The organism is Candidatus Omnitrophota bacterium (genome assembly GCA_040755155.1).
Lineage (GTDB): Bacteria > Hinthialibacterota > Hinthialibacteria > Hinthialibacterales > Hinthialibacteraceae > JBFMBP01.
This window is the reverse complement of sequence record JBFMBP010000091.1, coordinates 103,610-120,877: the sequence shown is the minus strand read 5'-3', so window position 1 is coordinate 120,877 and position 17,268 is coordinate 103,610. Positions and strand designations below refer to the sequence as shown.

General features: G+C 51.0%; 16 protein-coding genes. 10 read left to right on the top strand and 6 right to left on the bottom strand.

From position 1 onward, the window contains the following. Both AB1656_13475 and AB1656_13470 read right to left on the bottom strand, forming a co-directional pair. On the bottom strand, window positions 1-494 hold a 494-nt coding region (locus AB1656_13475; GenBank protein ID MEW6236392.1), incomplete at its 3' end, for a GTP-binding protein. Further along, on the bottom strand, window positions 491-1,867 hold the full coding sequence (locus AB1656_13470; protein MEW6236391.1) for a uroporphyrinogen decarboxylase family protein: 1,377 nt from the start codon (window positions 1,865-1,867) through the stop codon (window positions 491-493). The genes AB1656_13475 and AB1656_13470, both read right to left, overlap by 4 nt. Before the next feature lie 275 nt (window positions 1,868-2,142). Between AB1656_13470 and AB1656_13465 the strand changes: the two genes are divergently transcribed. Both AB1656_13465 and AB1656_13460 read left to right on the top strand, forming a co-directional pair. Next, entirely contained in the window at window positions 2,143-2,481 is a 339-nt protein-coding gene (locus AB1656_13465) for an STAS domain-containing protein (protein MEW6236390.1), read from the top strand. Between the two features lie 457 nt (window positions 2,482-2,938). Beyond that, the gene (locus tag AB1656_13460; protein MEW6236389.1) at window positions 2,939-3,205 is read left to right on the top strand and encodes a hypothetical protein; all 267 of its coding nucleotides are present in this window, start codon (window positions 2,939-2,941) and stop codon (window positions 3,203-3,205) included. 248 nt (window positions 3,206-3,453) lie between these two features. Here the strand turns inward: AB1656_13460 and AB1656_13455 are convergent, their stop codons facing one another. Continuing rightward, the gene (locus tag AB1656_13455) at window positions 3,454-3,852 is read right to left on the bottom strand and encodes a hypothetical protein (GenBank protein ID MEW6236388.1); all 399 of its coding nucleotides are present in this window, start codon (window positions 3,850-3,852) and stop codon (window positions 3,454-3,456) included. 351 nt (window positions 3,853-4,203) lie between these two features. Between AB1656_13455 and AB1656_13450 the strand changes: the two genes are divergently transcribed. Together AB1656_13450 and AB1656_13445 are read left to right on the top strand one after the other, a co-directional pair. Beyond that, window positions 4,204-6,057: a hypothetical protein gene (locus tag AB1656_13450; protein MEW6236387.1), complete on the top strand. Its 1,854-nt coding sequence runs from the start codon at window positions 4,204-4,206 to the stop codon at window positions 6,055-6,057. Between the two features lie 120 nt (window positions 6,058-6,177). Then, window positions 6,178-6,804, top strand: coding sequence for a prepilin-type N-terminal cleavage/methylation domain-containing protein (locus AB1656_13445; protein MEW6236386.1), 627 nt, complete (start codon window positions 6,178-6,180; stop codon window positions 6,802-6,804). Between the two features lie 79 nt (window positions 6,805-6,883). On the opposite strand, the gene mltG is transcribed toward AB1656_13445, so the two are convergent. Together mltG and AB1656_13435 are read right to left on the bottom strand one after the other, a co-directional pair. Further along, window positions 6,884-7,954: an endolytic transglycosylase MltG gene (mltG, locus tag AB1656_13440; GenBank protein ID MEW6236385.1), complete on the bottom strand. Its 1,071-nt coding sequence runs from the start codon at window positions 7,952-7,954 to the stop codon at window positions 6,884-6,886. 60 nt (window positions 7,955-8,014) lie between these two features. Further along, window positions 8,015-8,200: a hypothetical protein gene (locus AB1656_13435; GenBank protein MEW6236384.1), complete on the bottom strand. Its 186-nt coding sequence runs from the start codon at window positions 8,198-8,200 to the stop codon at window positions 8,015-8,017. A 61-nt stretch (window positions 8,201-8,261) separates the two neighbouring features. Between AB1656_13435 and AB1656_13430 the strand changes: the two genes are divergently transcribed. Further along, window positions 8,262-9,626 carry a dipeptidase gene (locus AB1656_13430; protein ID MEW6236383.1) on the top strand — a complete coding sequence of 455 codons (1,365 nt, stop codon included), beginning with the start codon at window positions 8,262-8,264 and terminating at the stop codon, window positions 9,624-9,626. A 13-nt stretch (window positions 9,627-9,639) separates the two neighbouring features. Here the strand turns inward: AB1656_13430 and AB1656_13425 are convergent, their stop codons facing one another. Beyond that, window positions 9,640-10,056, bottom strand: a complete 417-nt coding sequence (locus AB1656_13425) for a hypothetical protein (GenBank protein ID MEW6236382.1) — start codon at window positions 10,054-10,056, stop codon at window positions 9,640-9,642. Window positions 10,057-10,731: 675 nt separating this feature from the next. Here AB1656_13425 and glgP point away from each other — a divergent pair. The 5 genes from glgP to thiE all read left to right on the top strand — a co-directional run bounded on the left by glgP (window position 10,732) and on the right by thiE (window position 17,267). After that, entirely contained in the window at window positions 10,732-13,281 is a 2,550-nt protein-coding gene (gene glgP, locus AB1656_13420) for an alpha-glucan family phosphorylase (GenBank protein ID MEW6236381.1), read from the top strand. A 47-nt stretch (window positions 13,282-13,328) separates the two neighbouring features. Continuing rightward, the gene (pyk, locus tag AB1656_13415; GenBank protein MEW6236380.1) at window positions 13,329-14,717 is read left to right on the top strand and encodes a pyruvate kinase; all 1,389 of its coding nucleotides are present in this window, start codon (window positions 13,329-13,331) and stop codon (window positions 14,715-14,717) included. 185 nt (window positions 14,718-14,902) lie between these two features. Next, a complete protein-coding gene (thiS, locus tag AB1656_13410; GenBank protein MEW6236379.1) occupies window positions 14,903-15,106 on the top strand; it encodes a sulfur carrier protein ThiS in 204 nt (67 codons plus the stop codon). Window positions 15,107-15,187: 81 nt separating this feature from the next. Beyond that, on the top strand, window positions 15,188-15,988 hold the full coding sequence (locus tag AB1656_13405; protein ID MEW6236378.1) for a thiazole synthase: 801 nt from the start codon (window positions 15,188-15,190) through the stop codon (window positions 15,986-15,988). A gap of 208 nt (window positions 15,989-16,196) precedes the next feature. Next, window positions 16,197-17,267, top strand: a complete 1,071-nt coding sequence (gene thiE, locus AB1656_13400; protein ID MEW6236377.1) for a thiamine phosphate synthase — start codon at window positions 16,197-16,199, stop codon at window positions 17,265-17,267. The last annotated feature ends 1 nt before the right edge of the window (window position 17,268 follow it).

Sequence of the window (17,268 nt, the reverse complement as noted above, 5' to 3'; positions counted from 1 at the left end):
ACGACATCCGGCGGATAGCAATCCGTCTTATTCAATAATACTTGATCGCTGACTTGGATTTGCTTGACGATGTTGGGCAGAGTATGGATCAGTTTCAATAGATTTTGCGGATCGGCGACGCTGATAATCCTTCGCAAAGAATAAACGCCATCCAGTTTTGTCTCATGCAGCATCTGCCGGATGACGCCGGGATCGGAAATGCCGCTGGCTTCGATAATAACGCCTTCCACACTGCCGTCTTCTCCTATCCTATCGGCGACGGACCGCAGTACGCGGATGAACTCGCCCGTCAGGCAGCGGCAGAATATGCTGCCGCCGGGGATGGCGATCATCTGGCCTTCGGGCAAATGCAGCCGCTGGCCGTCGATGTCGATGGAGGCGAATTCGTTGACGATGTAAACCAGCCGTTGCTGGCGGCGCTGGTCCGCGATGCGTTGTAGCAGCGTCGTCTTGCCGCTGCCTAAGAAGCCCGTCGCCAGGCAAACCGGAATCATCGCAAGTCCTTTTCTTTTTGTTCCAACCGCTCACGAATCGCCGCCACTAAAGCGTTGCGGTCGGGCAATAGCGAGACGAAGCGCGGCTCGCCATCGATGCAGATGGTGGGAATGTTGCGCACGCCCAATTTCACCATCATGCCCAATCCCTCGCGGGTTTTGATTTTATATTCCTGGACGGTTACGCCTTGTCCAATAATTTCCGCCGCCTGATGCGCCGCCTCCAACATGTATTGGCAAGGCGCGCAACTGGTAGAATCGAGCGTAATAATTTCCACCCGGACGCCTTTTTCTCTCGCGTAATCCGGCGGAACGACGTCGTCGTACAAATCCTGGGATCCCGCACGCAGCGTCAGGCGCGCCGTCTCCCGCTTATATTCGTCGTGAATCATCTCCGCCGCCGCTTGCAAATTTTCCGGCGGGACGCCCCAGGGGATGTCGCAGCCGGGCGCCAGGATGAAGCCGGGACCGCCGCAAGCGTCAAGGCAGCGAATGGCGTCCAGGCGGACGTCGTTTTCCTGCCCCAGCAGTAAAGCCACCGTCAGTTTCAAATTGCCGCCGATGGATTTGCCATAGCGCTCGCCGATTTCCTTCAATTTTTCTAAGGAAATATTCTCGTCGATGGAGATGTTATCGCAGCGGGCGCCACCCATGACTTCGAGGTTGCGGCTGGCGTCGCCGCAAACGAAAATAGCGGAATAAGCGCCGCAGCCGCGAACATGATCGAACACGGCGTTGATGGGATCAGCGACGTATTCCTCAAAATGGGCGGGCGAAATCTGACTGGTCATGGGATCGACGACGGCGATGACGTCCGCGCCATTGCCGATATAAGCCTCAGCGGCTTTCTTGCCCGCCTCGGCGCAGAAAGCGAGAACTTTTTTCACTTCCTCGCCTTGATCGAACATCTTGATGAAGAGATCGTTGCCCATCAGGTGCAGCGCCAGGGTAAACGGCCCTGTGATAAGTCCGTAAAACGCGATCTCTTCGCCGATCTCCTTCTTGAGAAGGCGCAACGCTTCCATGGCGATAGGAAAACGGCCCTTCGCCGGATCGAAAACGGGAAGATCGTTCAATGCGCATTGCGAGAGCGGATGCGTAGCCACCGACGGCGGACTCTCGTCCGACCACATCAACTCGCAGCCGAAAATTTCCGCTTCCATTTGCAAATCGAACATCACGGGCAATCCGTCTGGTTTGTATAATTCGTAAGCCTTTTTCAATCCTTGGACGATTAATACGCTCGATTGTAGATAATCGGCGGCGCTGGCGCCGATCAATTGCGCTCCGTGCACTCCGACGAACGGAAGCCATGCCGTCCGCGGCGCCGGTTCTCTTCGTAAAGCTTTTAGGAGAATATCCTTGCCGGTCATCAATAAGGATCATCCTTTATAGAAAATATCGTCGATATTTCAACTACTTTATTTTATAATTTGTCCCGAATTCTTTAAATCGAAGAGTTGAAATATCTTCTAAAATGTTGTATAGAAATCAACGATGAACGAATACAAAGCGCATACGCTTTCAACGAGTCATAGGCAAAGTTAACAGAAAATCAAGAGATTGAACAAGGCGCCGTCTGTTATGAGATAAAGTAATGAATGAAGCGATCGCGTTGAAAAATATAACAAGATAAAGGAAGAAGCCCATGGAATTGTTCGCCGTGCGTCTAGAAAATAATATAACCATTATTCAACCCAACTGCAAATTGGATGTCGCGAATTTAAAAGAGTTTTCCTCCGTCCTTGATCGCGTTATCGAGGAAGGAGCCATTAAGGTTCTTCTCAACTTCGCCAATGTCGATTATTTAAGCAGCACGGGGATTCGCGTCTTAGTCGATAACAGCAAAAAATTAAAATCCAAGAAAGGTTCTCTTTCGTTCTGTTCGGTTCGTTCCCAGATGAAAGAACTATTCGAAATTGTCGGTCTGCATAAGGTCTTTCCTTTTTATGTTGACGAGGAAGATGCTCTGAAAAAAATAAAATAATAATAACGATTCGCTCTTCATTTCCATGGGATTCGGATCTTCCCGCCGAAGAGTTTTTATCGGGGCGATATTGGCCGCGCCCCACTTTACGACTGTTTTCGAAATTGTCTTCTTTTCTACCCTATTAAGCCGTTCTCTCTCCACCAGAACGATTTGCCGTCAGGGACTAGGCTGCAACGCCCCGCGGCTCATATTGGATTCCGATAGACTCTTGATTGATTTGGCGCCGAAATTTTTCCGGGTTGGTTGGAAACCGGGTAAAGGCTCTCATAGAGCAATTCGTAAAGACGACTCATCCGGCTTGCTTCAGAGATTCGGCTTTGAGGTTTATGACGGCGCCCTCGCTTTACAAAAAAAAGAACCGGAATAATCTTATGCTTGAATCGCATCGTTTCAACAAGAAAATGAAGATTCCGGCATGAATTGGATAAATCCTTAATGAGGTTGAGACAAATTGATGAACAAGCAGATACAGGAGTATTTAGAACGGGCAAGAAATTTGTTCAATCGGATTGAGATGGCTTTGGAGAGCAAGAAAAATCTCTTCATCGAATTAACGGAATGCGTCTATAACCTGCAGCGCGTTCGCATCTCCGTTTCTTATCAAAAGAAAGAAACCGGATTTTCTCTGGAAGACCAGAATGCGATCGAAGAGATTGTCGAATTGGCTAGGAACGCCGAAAAGTTAGCGAGAGACGTGAATGCGAAAAAAAGAAATCTTTGAATCGTTTTGCATAAAAGAACTTTGTCGTCGTCTCTTCCTTCCTAAACGAAATAGCGGATGAGAAAAAAACGCTTATAAATGAACAGTTTTTCGAATGGAATCAATACAAATTTATAATTACCCGCCTGTTAAAATCCCATTGACGCCTATGGCTTCCGCATTTCTCGATTGAGAAAACTCTAGGCGAGAATGCGGGATGAATCGATGATGACGGATAAGATCGAGTATCGCGCGTTAGGAAAGGAATCTTACGCCGTTACGTTGATATTTCGGCCTAATTCCGGCGGATGCGCGCTTTCGGAATAATCGGAGAAGACGCGATCGATTCCCATGTCGAAAAGAAAAGGTTGATAAACTTGTCTTTTTTTCAACAAAGGACGCCGTTCTTCCTTTTCCGGCAACGGAGCCTCCCGGCGATGGGCGGTGGGTTGGGAATGCGGCGGCTTGTTTTCGTATTGGGTGATATTCTGGCTGGGAAAAAGCGTAGAGAGGGGCTGAACTTCCAACCGGGATTGTTCCAGTTTCAAGAAAAGATGCCGGTCGAAGATATCGATTTGCGCCAAACGATCCGAGCGTTGGGTTTTCGCCGCTTGCGCGACCATGGCTTCCGCGGCCGCAGCGTCGCCCAACGGATTAACCGGTAACATGATGACGCTCTTCTTCCGTTCATTACCTCGAACTTTCCTTCTGCCCATAGTCGGCTTCGTTCAACTGGCCTCTACTTTTATTATATCTTAAATATGCTCATACAACCGGGAATGCGCGGCGTTCGCGCCTCGTGGCTTGCGAACGAAGCGATTCCGTCCAAAGGACGGATGGCAATCGCGAAGGACGCTCCGCCAGTAAACCGTGAAATAAGAATAACGCCGATCGAACGACCTTTTTTAATCATGCTCGATAATAAACGTCTAACAAAAATCTTTTTTTTTTTATTCCAATTAGGATAAAATAATCCGAAATCGCTTTCGCGGCATCCTACATTAATTGAGAACGAGGCAATGATGAAACGAGATAAGATTTTTATCGGCGGCATTCGTTGGACGGCGATTCTTTTCGTGGCGGGACTTTTAGGCGGGGCTTCAGCCTACTCTCAACCGCAGCCTATTGGGCTATGGGAATTCAACGATTCCAATAATCCCGCCAAAGCGACGATCGGCGAAGAGTTGGAATCTTTCGGCGAGATTTTTTCTATCGGCGGCGTCAGCGGCAACGATAAGGCCGTTACGGTTCCTACGGGAAGTTTCTATCGCTGTTGGCATGGCGTTCTGGCGAACGGCGGCGGCGAATACGTGAACCAGTTTTCCTTCGTCTTCGATTTCCGGGTTCCCGAGTTAGGGAAATGGTACGCCTTTTACCAAACGAATGCGGACAACGCCAACGACGCGGACGCTTTCGTGAACGAATCCGGCAACATCGGCGTCGGCGCCACGGGATATTCTTCCTTCGCCATTCAACCTCAAAAGTGGTATCGATTGATCATTGCCGTCGATTTGGCGGCGGGAACCATCGATTATTATCTCGATGGAATCCTGATCCGCGCCAGCTCGGGGCAAAGCGTCGATGGGCGCTTTGCCCTCTACACCGATGCGCACGATACGCCTTATTGCTATTTCCTGGCTGACGACAACGGCGAGGATGGCGAGATGGACATATCGACGATTATGATGTTCGACCGGGGACTGACGGCGAATGAAGCCGCCGCTTTAAAGGGGCCGTTAGGCGCTGAGATTGCACCCATTGATCCCAGCATTCCCGTCAAACCAGCGCTCGCCGTCTCTATAGGGGGCGCATTCGAAAATGTTGTTCTCACGGGTTCCGCTTTTTCTATTGCTTCCTCTAACGTTACGCATTCCCTCTCCACCTGGCAAGCGTCCGCCGATTCCAACTTCACGGCGCTGGCCGCCGCCATCGACAGCGGCGCGAACCTCGTTTCCATCCCATTGGAAAACGGCCGTTTCGCTTTCGGAAAAACTTATTACGCCCGCGTACAATATGCGGGTTCCAACGGGAAAAATTCCGAATTTTCCGATCCGGTTAGTTTCACTCTGCCGCCGATTTTGGGGCTTAAGAAATTGTATTTGGAAGATTACGAATCCACCGCTGCGGGCCAATTGCCTTCGGGATGGAAAGCGGTAAGTTTCTCGGATGCGGGCGGAGTAGAAGGCTACGAATCCTGGTCGGTGCAGCCTCTCGACGTTCTCAACGCCTTGGAATATTACCCTGATTACGAAGCCAATCCTCCAACCGTCTTCGACAGCCAGACGCCCGTCGCGGAAGGGAAAAGTTGCCACGCCGATTCCGCCGCCTACGGCAATCCCTATTTCGAGGCGCATCTCCTGTCGCCGGTTTACAATCTCAGTCAAGTTTCCAATGTCTACTTGATCTTCAATAGCGATTATTTCCAAAACCAGGATAACATCGCGACGGTGGAATATACGATCGACGGCGGAGACCTTTCGGATGGCGGAAGCGTTACGGGAACCTGGCTTCCCCTTGCTTATTACCTGGAGAGCGCCGACGTAACTTTTGACGCTCAAGAGAAAGTCGATGCGGCGGCCACATTCCGGCCTGAGAATATAGCAGATGGTACGCAATACGCTTACGTCGATTATGTTTTCGCCGCTCTCAAAACGCCGCTCGCTGACCTGGCGCCGTTCATCTATCCGCAAGTGGAAGAAAACCGAATGGAGAATAAGCGTTTTATTCGTTATCGCGTTCCCGAAGCCGATCGTCAAGCCTCCGTGCGCTTCCGTTGGTGCTATATGGGTACTTGGAGCTGGTATTGGGGCATTGATAACGTCCAAATTTGGGGCGACGACGGTACAAAAGTTGACGAATGGTCAATTTATTAATTCATCTTGCTGAGGAAGGCCATTTTCAAGTATATTTACTATTTAACCAATCGCTGTCCCAGAGGGCGAGGGGATGGAAATGCGTACCCTGAGCGAGCATGAAGCAAGGATATTATTTATATGAGAAACCGAGGCTTTACGTTGATTGAACTGCTCATCGTCGTCGCCATCATCGGCGTTCTGGCGGCGATCGCGGTTCCTAATTTTCTCAGCGCCCAGATTCGCGCCAAAATCGCGCGCGTCCAAGCCGATATGCGCAACCTAGGAACGGCGGTGGAGATGTACCACACGGATTACAACGCCTATCCCTGCGACGGGCAGGAACCGAATTGCTTATGGTCTTGGGCCACGCAGAGCTGGCGGTTAACGACGCCGATCGCCTACATGTCCGTCATTCCCTTCGATCCCTGGGCGGACGATACGCCTTGGGAAGACAAAGCCGTGAAGCATTATTGGTATACGACGAAAGAAGGCTACGGCGGAGTTCGGGCGCCGGGAAGGCAAACCTCGGTCGCGGGACGCAAGAACGTTCGGCTCTACGATCCGCCGCGCCAGAATTTCCGCTTCGGTTTCACATCCCCCGGCCCCGATAAATGCTGGGAATGGGACCGGCCTTATTTCATGCCTTACTCCCAATATTACGCGGGCGACGTTCTTTACTATCATTCCAGCAACGGCGTTGTCTCGAACGGAGATATTTATCTGTTCGGCCCCGGCAACGCCTTCAATCCCGATTCGGAGTTCTAAGAATTTTCTTGAGAATCGGGAAATCGTTTTCAAACGCCGAAAGAGCGGCGATGCTCTTATTCCAAATATGTTTTGCCAATCATTCGGCGCCTTTCTGCCGCTTCATCTCTATCTTGAGTTTAATATGGTCTTCGTTGGTCATGCTGAATTGGGCGGAACCGTCCTTCATAGTCAGGAAATAGAGATACTCGGAATCCGCCGGCATGGCGGCGGCGCGCAACGAGGCTTCTCCCGGATTGCAGATGGCAGCGGGAGGCAATCCAACGTTTTTGTAGGTATTGTACGGCGAATCGAATTCCAAATCGCTCAGTTGCAGCGAGCGCGACCAATCTTCCAAGGCGTAATGGATAGTGCTGTCCGCCTGCAGCGGCATATTCTTCTTCATGCGGTTGACGAAGACGGAAGCGATCAAAGGCCGGTCTTCATCGTGTTTGGCTTCTTTCTCGATGATGGAAGCCAGGACGACGACGCGATGCGTCTGTTGACTCTCCGACGCGCCCCCCTCCTGCCACCACCATCCATTCGCCTTGATTTTGAAGGCGTCTTCCAGGATTTTCTCCCATTCCTTCTGGAAATGGTTGGACATGCGATCGAAAATTCTTTCCGTCTCCTGATTCTTGATAAAGAAATAAGTATCGGGAAAAAGTATGCCCTCGCAAGCGGCGTTGGCGCCGCCCGGCGCCTGAACGACGACGAATTTGAAGATATTGCGGGACAGGCATTCCTTGAGAAAATCCTCTTTCTTGCAAACCTGCAAACCTTCCAAAGCCTTGGCGATGTCGATCTGAGTGAAGCCTTCCGGCACGACGAGCGATCGCAGATAATTCTTGCCCTCGGCGAACATTTCCACGATTTCGTAAGGACTTTGGGTTCCCTTGACCAGATACTCGCCCGCTTTCAGTTTTTCGCCGAAACCTCGCAAATCGGCCAGGATAAGAAAGAGAGTCGTATTTTTCAATACGCCATTTTCCACTAATAAATTCCCGATTTGACGGGCGTTCATGCCCTCGCTGATTTCGATATTGAATTGCTGGTCCGCCGTCCCCCAAGGCTTATTCCAGCTTCGATATTCCATAAACGCCATAATGCCTAAAACGACCGCCGCCGCAACGACGATCGCTCCTATAGTCCTGATTGCGATCTTTCTCATATCTTTTCGGTCTCCGATTCGCTGCCGATATTTGACGCATTCATTCGAGACGATAAAATCCTAGGCAAGACGCATCGCAATTTCAATTGGAATAGAATCGTCATCCGGTTCAAGTTTATGATAGGATATCGTTTCATACGGATCAATAATCGTTTTTATTTTATCACTACTCTGGGCGAAATTCGAAGGCGGAATGGTGTAAAGAGTTGTTAAAAGGCTGTTAAAGGATTTTTGTCGAAAATCCATTCCATTCGCCTGTTATGGCGCTCCCTATTCGAAACAAACAAAAAGAAAAGAGGAATTCATCGTGGAATCGATTGCGGATTATATCCGAAACCATCAATCCCAATACATCGAAGAACTGAAAGAGTTTCTGCGAATCCCCAGCATCAGCGCCAGCAAAGCGCATCGCGAAGATTGCCGTCGAGCAGCGCAATTCCTCATGACTCGTTTTCAGAGCATGGGATTCGAGAATTCCTTGCATGAAACGGCTGGCAATCCCGTCGTCCTCGCCAAGTACATGGCTGGCGAAGGGAAACCTACTCTTTTGATATACGGCCATTACGACGTCCAACCCGTCGATCCCATCGATCTTTGGTTGACTCCTCCCTTCGAGCCAACGATTACGTACGAAAAAATTTTCGCACGGGGAGCCTCCGACGATAAAGGGCAGATTTATACCCATGTCAAAGCGGCGGAGGCGCATCTGAAAATCCGGGGTAGTTTACCGGTGAATCTTATTTTCCTGATCGAAGGAGAAGAGGAAATCGCCAGCAATCATCTGGAGAAATTTATCCGGGAAAACAAGGAAGCTTTGCGCGCCGACGCCGCCGTCATCAGCGATGGCTCGCAATTCGCACCGGACATGCCCGCGATTTGCTACGGTTTGCGCGGCATCTGCGTGGAAGAGATTCGAGTGGAGGGGCCGGGATGGGATCTGCATTCCGGTTCATTTGGCGGCGCGACGCCCAATCCTTTGAACGAGATGTGCGCCATCGTCGCCAAATTGAAAGACGCCAAGGGAAAAATTTTGATCCCCGGCTTCTATGACGATGTTGCTCCATTGGAACTGTGGGAAAAAAAGGCCTTCGCCGAACTGCCTTGGGACGATGAAAGTTTCTGCTGCGAATTGAAATTGCCAGGCTTGTTCGGCGAAGACGGCTACTCCACCATCGAACGCAAGTGGGCGCGTCCCACCCTCGACGTGAACGGCATCTTCGGCGGTTATGAAGGCGAAGGTTCCAAGACCATCATCCCCGCTTGGGGAGGCGCGAAAATCACTATGCGTCTCGTTCCCCATCAGGATCCCAAGAAAATCAACGCCTTGTTCCGCGAATACGTCCAGGAAATCGCTCCGCCCCATATTCGCGTCCTTTTCGCTCCTCATTCCGGCTGCGGTCCAGTGGCTTTTCCCCGCTCCGCGCCCTTTATGGCGGAAGCAGAAAGCGCCATCCGGAACGCTTTCGGAAAACCTCCCGTCTTTATTCGCGAAGGAGGATCGATTCCAATCGTTCTTACGCTGAAAGAGGAATTGGGATTGCATACGCTTCTGCTCGGCTGGGGACAACCGGACGACGGCGCTCATTCGCCCAACGAGCGATTCCATTTAAAAGATTTCGAACGAGGAATGATCGCCTCCGCCTGGCTTATGGAGCTGTGCGGAAAAAAATGAAGCGGATAGCGGCTTATGCCGCCGAGGAACCATTTTCCTGAACGGCGACGCTCACGATATCGGGGTGGTAGGTTTTTTTCCTAATCTCGTAAACGAGATCGATGAATTGCTTTTTCGTAGCCGCCGATGCGGGACTGCCAAGGATGCGGGCGATTTCATGAGTCGCCATTTCGTCGAATAAGCGAAGAGACATCAGGATTTGAACCGGCTCGTCCAAGGCGTAACGCTTGACCATTCCCGATAGAGTGTTCTCCTGATTCTGATCCAGATCCAGTTGCTTCATTTCTTCGACGAATTCTTTGAAGCGTTTAAAACGGCGGTAACGATAGGAGGCGTACATTAAAATTAGGACAAATACCGTCATCCCCAATATAAAATAGAGGGCAAAATCATTATCCGAGGCTGTCGGATTGAAAAAACGAATATCCATGTTCACCTCTCGCGGTGATATGATGATCGCCTTTTTCAATCCCTCAACAATTGCAAAAAAGGATTCGGAATCCAATAATCAATTTATTATATAATCAATTAATCCTATATTAAAATTTATTTTTTTTCAACAAAAAAGTTATTTATTATATTATCTATAGATTATAGATACAATCTATAATACTACCTCCTCCTCATGAATCAAGGAATCACAAAGAGATAATCATCCTATATACTATCTCTAGTACTCCCTAGGTTTTCCAATTACTCGCCGCTATAAGGATCAAATAATGCTAAGGCCCGATGATAAACCCGTTCACTTTGTAATATCGGTAAACTAAATTATGGCTTAAGCAATTTTCCAAAGAAATGAAAAGCGATCTCTCCATTATAGATTAGAATTGAGAGGAAAAAAGAAAAGAACTTAAAGTCTCCATTGAGCCGGACAAATATAAAATCTCAATATTCAATATCTTGTATTGATTGAGTTACGATCTCTGCAGCTCGGATAAATCGCTGCAAAAAGTTGAAAGGAGTTTTAAACGGCTCAATTTCCTAAGAAAAAAAATGCTCCCCGCTTATTCATTTCCAGGAAAACCTATTCTATACTGAGTCAACGCGCCATTTCGAACCGCCATGGATCCCATTTCGAAATTAAAAAGATTGCGAGCCAACCATGAAAATCGAACCCTTTTATGTAGCCCCTGTACTTCCCGATGAACTAAAGTCGCTAAAAGAAATCGCCATGAACCTCTGGTTCTCATGGAACTGGGACGCTGTGCGCCTCTTCATCATGATTGATGCGGATATTTGGGAGGAAGTCTACCAGAATCCCGTCGCCATGCTGGGCCGCGTACCTCAGGCCCGTTTCAAGGAACTGGCCCAGGACGACGGATTCGTGGCCAATGTGGAACGGGTGCACATGAACCTGAAAAATTACTTGGCCAGTTCCAAATGGTTCGAACGACACCATCCGGAAAGCAAGGATTTGATGGTGGCCTATTTTTCCTGCGAATACGGTCTGGACGAAGGCTTGCCCGTCTATTCCGGCGGCTTGGGCATCCTCTCCGGCGATCATTTGAAATCGGCCAGCGACTTGGGCATTCCTCTGGCGGCCGTCGGCCTTCTCTACCGGCAAGGTTATTTCCGGCAGCGGCTCAATGCGGACGGCTGGCAGCTGGAAGAATATCCCGAAAACGATTGGTACAAAATGCCCGTGACCTTGGTGACAAACGAAAAAAAAGAGCCACTCGTCATCGCCGTCGAAATGGGAGAAAAAAACGTCTTCGCGCAAATCTGGCGGGTTGAAGTAGGCAACGTGAATCTTTATCTTCTCGACACGAACTTCGCCGCCAACGACGCCTGGGGACGCGAAATCACCACTCAACTTTACGGCGGCGACCGCGACATGCGCATCCGGCAGGAATTGCTTTTGGGAATCGGCGGCTACCGCGCCTTGAAAGCCCTGGGACTTAAGCCCACCGTTTTCCATATCAACGAAGGGCATTCCGCGTTTCAACTTTTAGAGCGGATACGGGATTATATGGAATCGAACGGCCTCACTCTCGCTGAAGCTCGCGAGATCGTCTGGTCATCCTCCGTATTTACGACCCACACTCCCGTTCCCGCCGGAAACGAACGCTTCGATCCTCAGCTTCTCAAGAAATATTTGGGGAAATGGATTGGACGTTTAGGAATAACCTGGGAAGATTTCCTGCGCATTGGCCAAGAACCCAACGCCAAAACCGAAGATCCCTACGTCATGACGATCTTGGCGCTGCGCCGTTCCGCTTTCTCCAACGGCGTCAGCAAGCTGCACGGCGAAGTATCCCGCAAAATGTGGCGCTGCATTTGGCCCAACGTCCCCCACGGCGAGATTCCTATCTCCCATATCACCAACGGCATCCACACCCGCACCTGGATCAGCCACGATTTGAACGATCTCTTCGAATCCTATCTCGGTCCCCGATTCGTTCAGAGACCTTGGGAATTCAGCGTCTGGGACCGCATCGACCGCATCCCCGACATCGAACTTTGGCGCACCCATCAGCGGCGGCGGGAACGTCTCGTCTTCTTCGCCCGTAACCGCTTGAAGAAGCAATTGGTTCGGCGCGGACTGCATAGCGCCGAAATCGCGGCGGCGGAAGAAGCGCTTAGTCCACACGCCTTAACCATCGGCTTCGCCCGCCGGTTCGCCACCTATAAGCGCGCTCATCTTCTGTTTTCCGATATGGAACGCTTGAAAAGACTGCTTACGGTCGAAGACCAACCTGTTCAATTCATCTTCGCCGGCAAGGCGCATCCCCAAGATACTCCCGCCAAGGAGATCATCAAATCCATCGTTCATGCCATTCAGGAAGAACCGTTCCGTTCCCGCATCGTCTTTCTGGAAGATTACGATATCAACGTCGCCCGCTACCTGGTTCAAGGCGTCGATGTTTGGCTCAACACTCCCCAACGGCCTTTGGAAGCCTCCGGTACAAGCGGCATGAAAGTAGCTCCCAACGGCGGATTGAACGTCAGCATTCTCGATGGATGGTGGGATGAAGGCTTCGATCCCGAAGTCGGCTGGGCCATCGGCAACCGGGAGGAATTTCGCGATCCCGCCCAACAGGACAAAGTGGAATGCCACTCCTTGTTCCATTGCTTCGAAAACGAAATCATCCCCCTATTCTTCAAGCGCGATAACACCGGATTGCCGAGAGATTGGATCGCCAAAATGAAAAAATCCATAAAAATTCTCGGACGGCATTTCAATACGCATCGCATGTTGCAAGAATACGCGGAGCAATTCTATCTTCCAGGTCATCGCGCTTTGATTTCCATGAAAGCGAACGATTTCGCTCGCGGAAAGGATATGGCGTCTTGGGTTGGAAAAATTAGTTCGACCTGGAAAGATGTCGCCATCACGCATGTCGGCGCCGTCGATTCCGATCTGGAAGTAGACGACGAACTTACGCTCTCCGTCTCCGCTCGCCTTGCTTCCTTGTCTCCCGACGACGTAGCTGTGGAATTGTTATGCGGTTTATTGGATTCCAAGGGAGAAATTCAAAACGGAACGATATACAAATCGCATTATACCGGCGAATCCAAAGACGGGATTTACAACTTCCGCTTCGAAATCCCCTGCAAGGAAAGCGGGCGTCACGGTTACGCTATCCGCATACGCCCCAATCACCCGGATATCATTCCCTCGTTTGCATGCGAATTCATGCGTTGGGCGTAAGGAAACGAGAATCCAACGTTCATGGAACCGTATTAGGATAGTCGCCGATGAAAAAAACGAAAATTCTTTGCACTGTCGGGCCATCCTCCAATTCTATTGAGACCTTGACTAAAATGGTCGAAAGCGGAATGGACGCTGTACGCATCAACACTAGCCATGGCGATTTCGGCGAATACGCTCAAATTGTGGATAACGTCCGCCGCGTGGCGGGCATCCCCATCGTTATGGATACGCAAGGGCCGAAAATCCGCCTGCGGACCCAGCATAATTTTCAGGTACACGCTGGCGATATCATCACCGTCGGTTTCTCCCAGAACGACGAATGCCGCCTTGATGCTGATATCTACGACCATCTGCAAGTCGGCGATCGCGCATTAATCGACGATGGCGTCCTCGAAGCTTTCGTAACGGCGAAAGAGAACCGGCTTATCCAATTCCGTTTCACGAACGATGGCTTCATTACCAGCGGACGAGCGGTGAATTTCCCCAAAAAATCGCTTCCCCTCCCGCCCCTGACCGATAAAGACGTCCAAACTCTCCATTTTATCAAAGAGAACGATATCTGCTTCGCCGCTCTATCCTTCACACGCAATAAGGAAGACATCATCGCCTGCCGCCGTTATTTGGAGGGAAGCGGCGCGCAAATCATCGCCAAAATCGAAAATCAAGAAGGCGTCGATAATGTCGACGAAATTATTGAATACGCTGACGGCGTGATGATCGCCCGCGGCGATATGGGCGTAGAATTGGAACCAGAAGAGATCCCCATCATCCAAAAACGCATCATCCGGAAATGCAATCAGACGGGCAAGCTGGTCATCACGGCGACGCAGATGCTGCAATCCATGATCGAAAATCCCCGTCCCACGCGGGCGGAAGTCTCGGACGTCGCTAACGCCATCCTGGACGGCTCCGGCGTCGTGATGCTGTCCGGAGAAACGGCGATGGGGAAATATCCCCTACAATCGATCCGAATGATGTCGCGCATCGCCATCTACGCCGAACGATTCGTCGATATCCAGGAACCGCCCGCCATCGGCGCCGGAACGGAACGAGCGATTTGCGACTCCATCAAAAGTCTCTGCAAAACGGCGGGGGTGAAGAAAATCGTTTCCGTAACCCGGCGCGGCCATACGGCGCAGTTAATCTCCCGCCTGCGGTTACAACCGGAGATTCTCGCCCTCACGTCGGAGAAAAAGACCTTCAAGGCGCTGCATTTGTATTATGGCGTCCGGCCGGTGATGTATCCCGATCTGAAAGGCTCCATCCGTATGATCGCCGCCGGGATGTTTCTATACGAAAAAGGCTTGCTCCAAGACGACGATTTAGTTCTATTCGCCTCGGGCGAATATCAACCCAAAGAGCATAAAACCAATACAATTCAAATCGTTCCCATGCGCGATCTTGTCGATTATTGCCGGGAGCATGAATGCTAGGAAAGAGCATCGCTATCTTAATGGATATTCCATCTTCAATGACAAACGGATGAAATCCTATTGTCTTGACAAGCTATATCGCCGCCGATAGATTTCGGATAGATAGATTATTCTCCGGCGCCGTTCCTCAATAATTTAAAAAAAAGTCCTTCGATAGCCGTTGGCATTCGAAAGCAATCAAGAAAATGAATATTACAGTTAATGGAAAATCCATAGAAATCGAAGAAAACGCCAATATTCTTCAGCTTCTTTCCCGACTCGATTTGCATCCCCAACGCGTCGCCGTCGAGGTGAATCGCGCCATCGTCAAGCGTGGAGCTTATGATTCTCATACTCTAACCAAAGGCGATGAAATCGAAATTCTGCAATTCGTCGGCGGCGGCGCCTGAATCGGCGAGACCGAAGGCCGTTGCGTCCTAATGGGATAAGAAACGATCCATTCATTCTTCTTCCAAGATCGAGGTCAAATTATGTCTCAAACGAATGCCATAAAACCGGAAAACGCCTCGGACGATTCTCCTCTGAAAATCGGCGAGATCGTTCTTCATTCCCGTCTGATCGTGGGAACGGGCAAATATAAATCCTTCGAGGAAACGGAACGCGCGTTGGAAGCATCGGGAACAGAAATGGTGACGGTCGCTCTGCGGCGCGTGGATTTCGGCGCGAGCGATCATCTGCTCAACCATATCGATCCCAAAAAATACGTCATCCTGCCCAATACGGCGGGCTGCTACAATGCGGAAGAGGCCGTGCGCGTCGCCCGGCTGGGGCGGGAAGTCAACAATTCCAACTTAGTTAAATTGGAAGTCCTGGCCGATCCCGAAACGCTGCTGCCCGATCCCGTAGAAACGCTGAAAGCGCTGCAAATTCTGGTAAAAGAAGATTTCGTCGTCATGACCTATACCACCGATGATCCCGTCATGGCCAAGCGCTTGGAAGAGGAAGGCTCTACCGTTGTCATGCCCGCGGGCGCGCCCATTGGCTCAGGACAGGGCATCCTCAACGAAAACAACATCCGCATCATCCTCGAACGCGCCAAAGTTCCCATCATCGTCGATGCGGGCGTTGGTACGGCGTCGGACGTAACCCGCGCCTTCGAGCTCGGCTGCGAAGCCGTGCTGCTCAACACGGGGATTGCAGGGGCCAAGGATCCCATCCGCATGGCTCGCGCCATGAGATATGCCGCATTGGCGGGCCGAGCCGCTTATCTGGCTGGACGCATTCCCAAAAGACTCTACGCCTCCGCCAGCAGCCCAGTTAAAGATTTTTAGAGAATGGCGGTGGGCTACGCTTCGCTTTGAGCCCACCCTACTGCTCTCGTCTCGTAAGATGCAAAAAAAAGTAGGATGGGTCGCGTCTTTCGACCCATCGGTTTGTTAAAAACGATGGGTCAAACAGCGCGACCCATCCTACGATCCTGATAAATGGCGGGCTACGCTTCGCTTTGAGCCTACCCTACGTTTCTTATAGCGAGGATCAATGAATCTACGTCCCGACGCCGGTCTCTACCGCATGATCGACGCCAACGCCGACCGTTGCGCCGAAGCCTTGCGCACCGTTGGCGACATCGCCCGCTTTGCGCTTGACGATCGGATGCTCGCCGAACAATGGCGCTCGTTGCGCGGCGAATTGTGGACCGTTATTAAATCCATTCCCGGCTTGCAGGATCGCGGCCTGGAATGCCGAGATAGCGCGGGCGACGTGGGCCGTGAATTTCAAGCGGCCCGCCATCAGGATTTGCTCGAACTGGCCCGTTCCAACATCCACCGCGCCCAGGAATCCTTTCGCGTATTGGAGGAATCCTTTCGCGGACTCGATGCGGGCGCAGTTGCATCTTTCTCACGCCTGCGTTATCGATGCTACGATTTGGAGCCGCCCATGATGGTGGGTTTACGATGTTGGTCTCACGAGCGCAAACTCGATTTTGGATTGTACGTCGTGCTGGGCCGCGAGTTTTCTCAAGGCCGCGATTTCGCCGAAGTAGCGGAAAAAGCTATCGCAGGCGGCGCGGGCGCCATTCAACTGCGCGACAAGGAATTGCCTAAGCGCGAACTTTTGTCTTGGGCCTATCGTTTGCGGGAGATCACGCGGGGGCGCGGCGTTGTTTTTCTCGTCAACGATCATCTTGACATCGCCTTGGCCGTAGGCGCCGACGGCGTTCATCTAGGACAGGAGGATTTTCCCATCCCGGAAGCGCGCCGCATCGCCGGTCCCGATTTCATTTTGGGCGCCTCTACGCATTCCCTTGCAGAAGCCGAACGGGCGGTGGAAGAAGGCGCCAGCTATATCAACATCGGCCCTATCTTCTCCACGCAAACTAAAAAAGGCGCCGTCCATCCCGTTGGACCGGACATTATCGCGCAAATCGATTCCGTCCTTCATCATCCCTTCACCGTCATGGGCGGCATTAAGATCGGCAATGTGGACGAAGTATTGCGGCGAGGAGCGAGACGCATCGCCGTCGTTACCGCCGTCGTGGGCGCCGAGGACATAACCGCCGCCGCGCGCCAATTTGCGGATAAAATCCAAAACGCCGTCCAAATCGATTAAT

Excerpts from the sequence above, each read along its gene's own strand:
- AB1656_13470 (MEW6236391.1), bottom strand. The coding sequence starts at position 1,867 with ATGACCGGCAAGGATATTCTCCTAAAAGCTTTACGAAGAGAACCGGCG.
- AB1656_13465 (MEW6236390.1), top strand. The coding sequence starts at position 2,143 with ATGGAATTGTTCGCCGTGCGTCTAGAAAATAATATAACCATTATTCAA.
- AB1656_13460 (MEW6236389.1), top strand. The coding sequence starts at position 2,939 with ATGAACAAGCAGATACAGGAGTATTTAGAACGGGCAAGAAATTTGTTC.
- AB1656_13455 (MEW6236388.1), bottom strand. The coding sequence starts at position 3,852 with ATGTTACCGGTTAATCCGTTGGGCGACGCTGCGGCCGCGGAAGCCATG.
- AB1656_13450 (MEW6236387.1), top strand. The coding sequence starts at position 4,204 with ATGATGAAACGAGATAAGATTTTTATCGGCGGCATTCGTTGGACGGCG.
- AB1656_13445 (MEW6236386.1), top strand. The coding sequence starts at position 6,178 with ATGAGAAACCGAGGCTTTACGTTGATTGAACTGCTCATCGTCGTCGCC.
- mltG (MEW6236385.1), bottom strand. The coding sequence starts at position 7,954 with ATGAGAAAGATCGCAATCAGGACTATAGGAGCGATCGTCGTTGCGGCG.
- AB1656_13435 (MEW6236384.1), bottom strand. The coding sequence starts at position 8,200 with ATGGATTTTCGACAAAAATCCTTTAACAGCCTTTTAACAACTCTTTAC.
- AB1656_13425 (MEW6236382.1), bottom strand. The coding sequence starts at position 10,056 with ATGGATATTCGTTTTTTCAATCCGACAGCCTCGGATAATGATTTTGCC.
- glgP (MEW6236381.1), top strand. The coding sequence starts at position 10,732 with ATGAAAATCGAACCCTTTTATGTAGCCCCTGTACTTCCCGATGAACTA.
- pyk (MEW6236380.1), top strand. The coding sequence starts at position 13,329 with ATGAAAAAAACGAAAATTCTTTGCACTGTCGGGCCATCCTCCAATTCT.
- thiS (MEW6236379.1), top strand. The coding sequence starts at position 14,903 with ATGAATATTACAGTTAATGGAAAATCCATAGAAATCGAAGAAAACGCC.
- AB1656_13405 (MEW6236378.1), top strand. The coding sequence starts at position 15,188 with ATGTCTCAAACGAATGCCATAAAACCGGAAAACGCCTCGGACGATTCT.
- thiE (MEW6236377.1), top strand. The coding sequence starts at position 16,197 with ATGAATCTACGTCCCGACGCCGGTCTCTACCGCATGATCGACGCCAAC.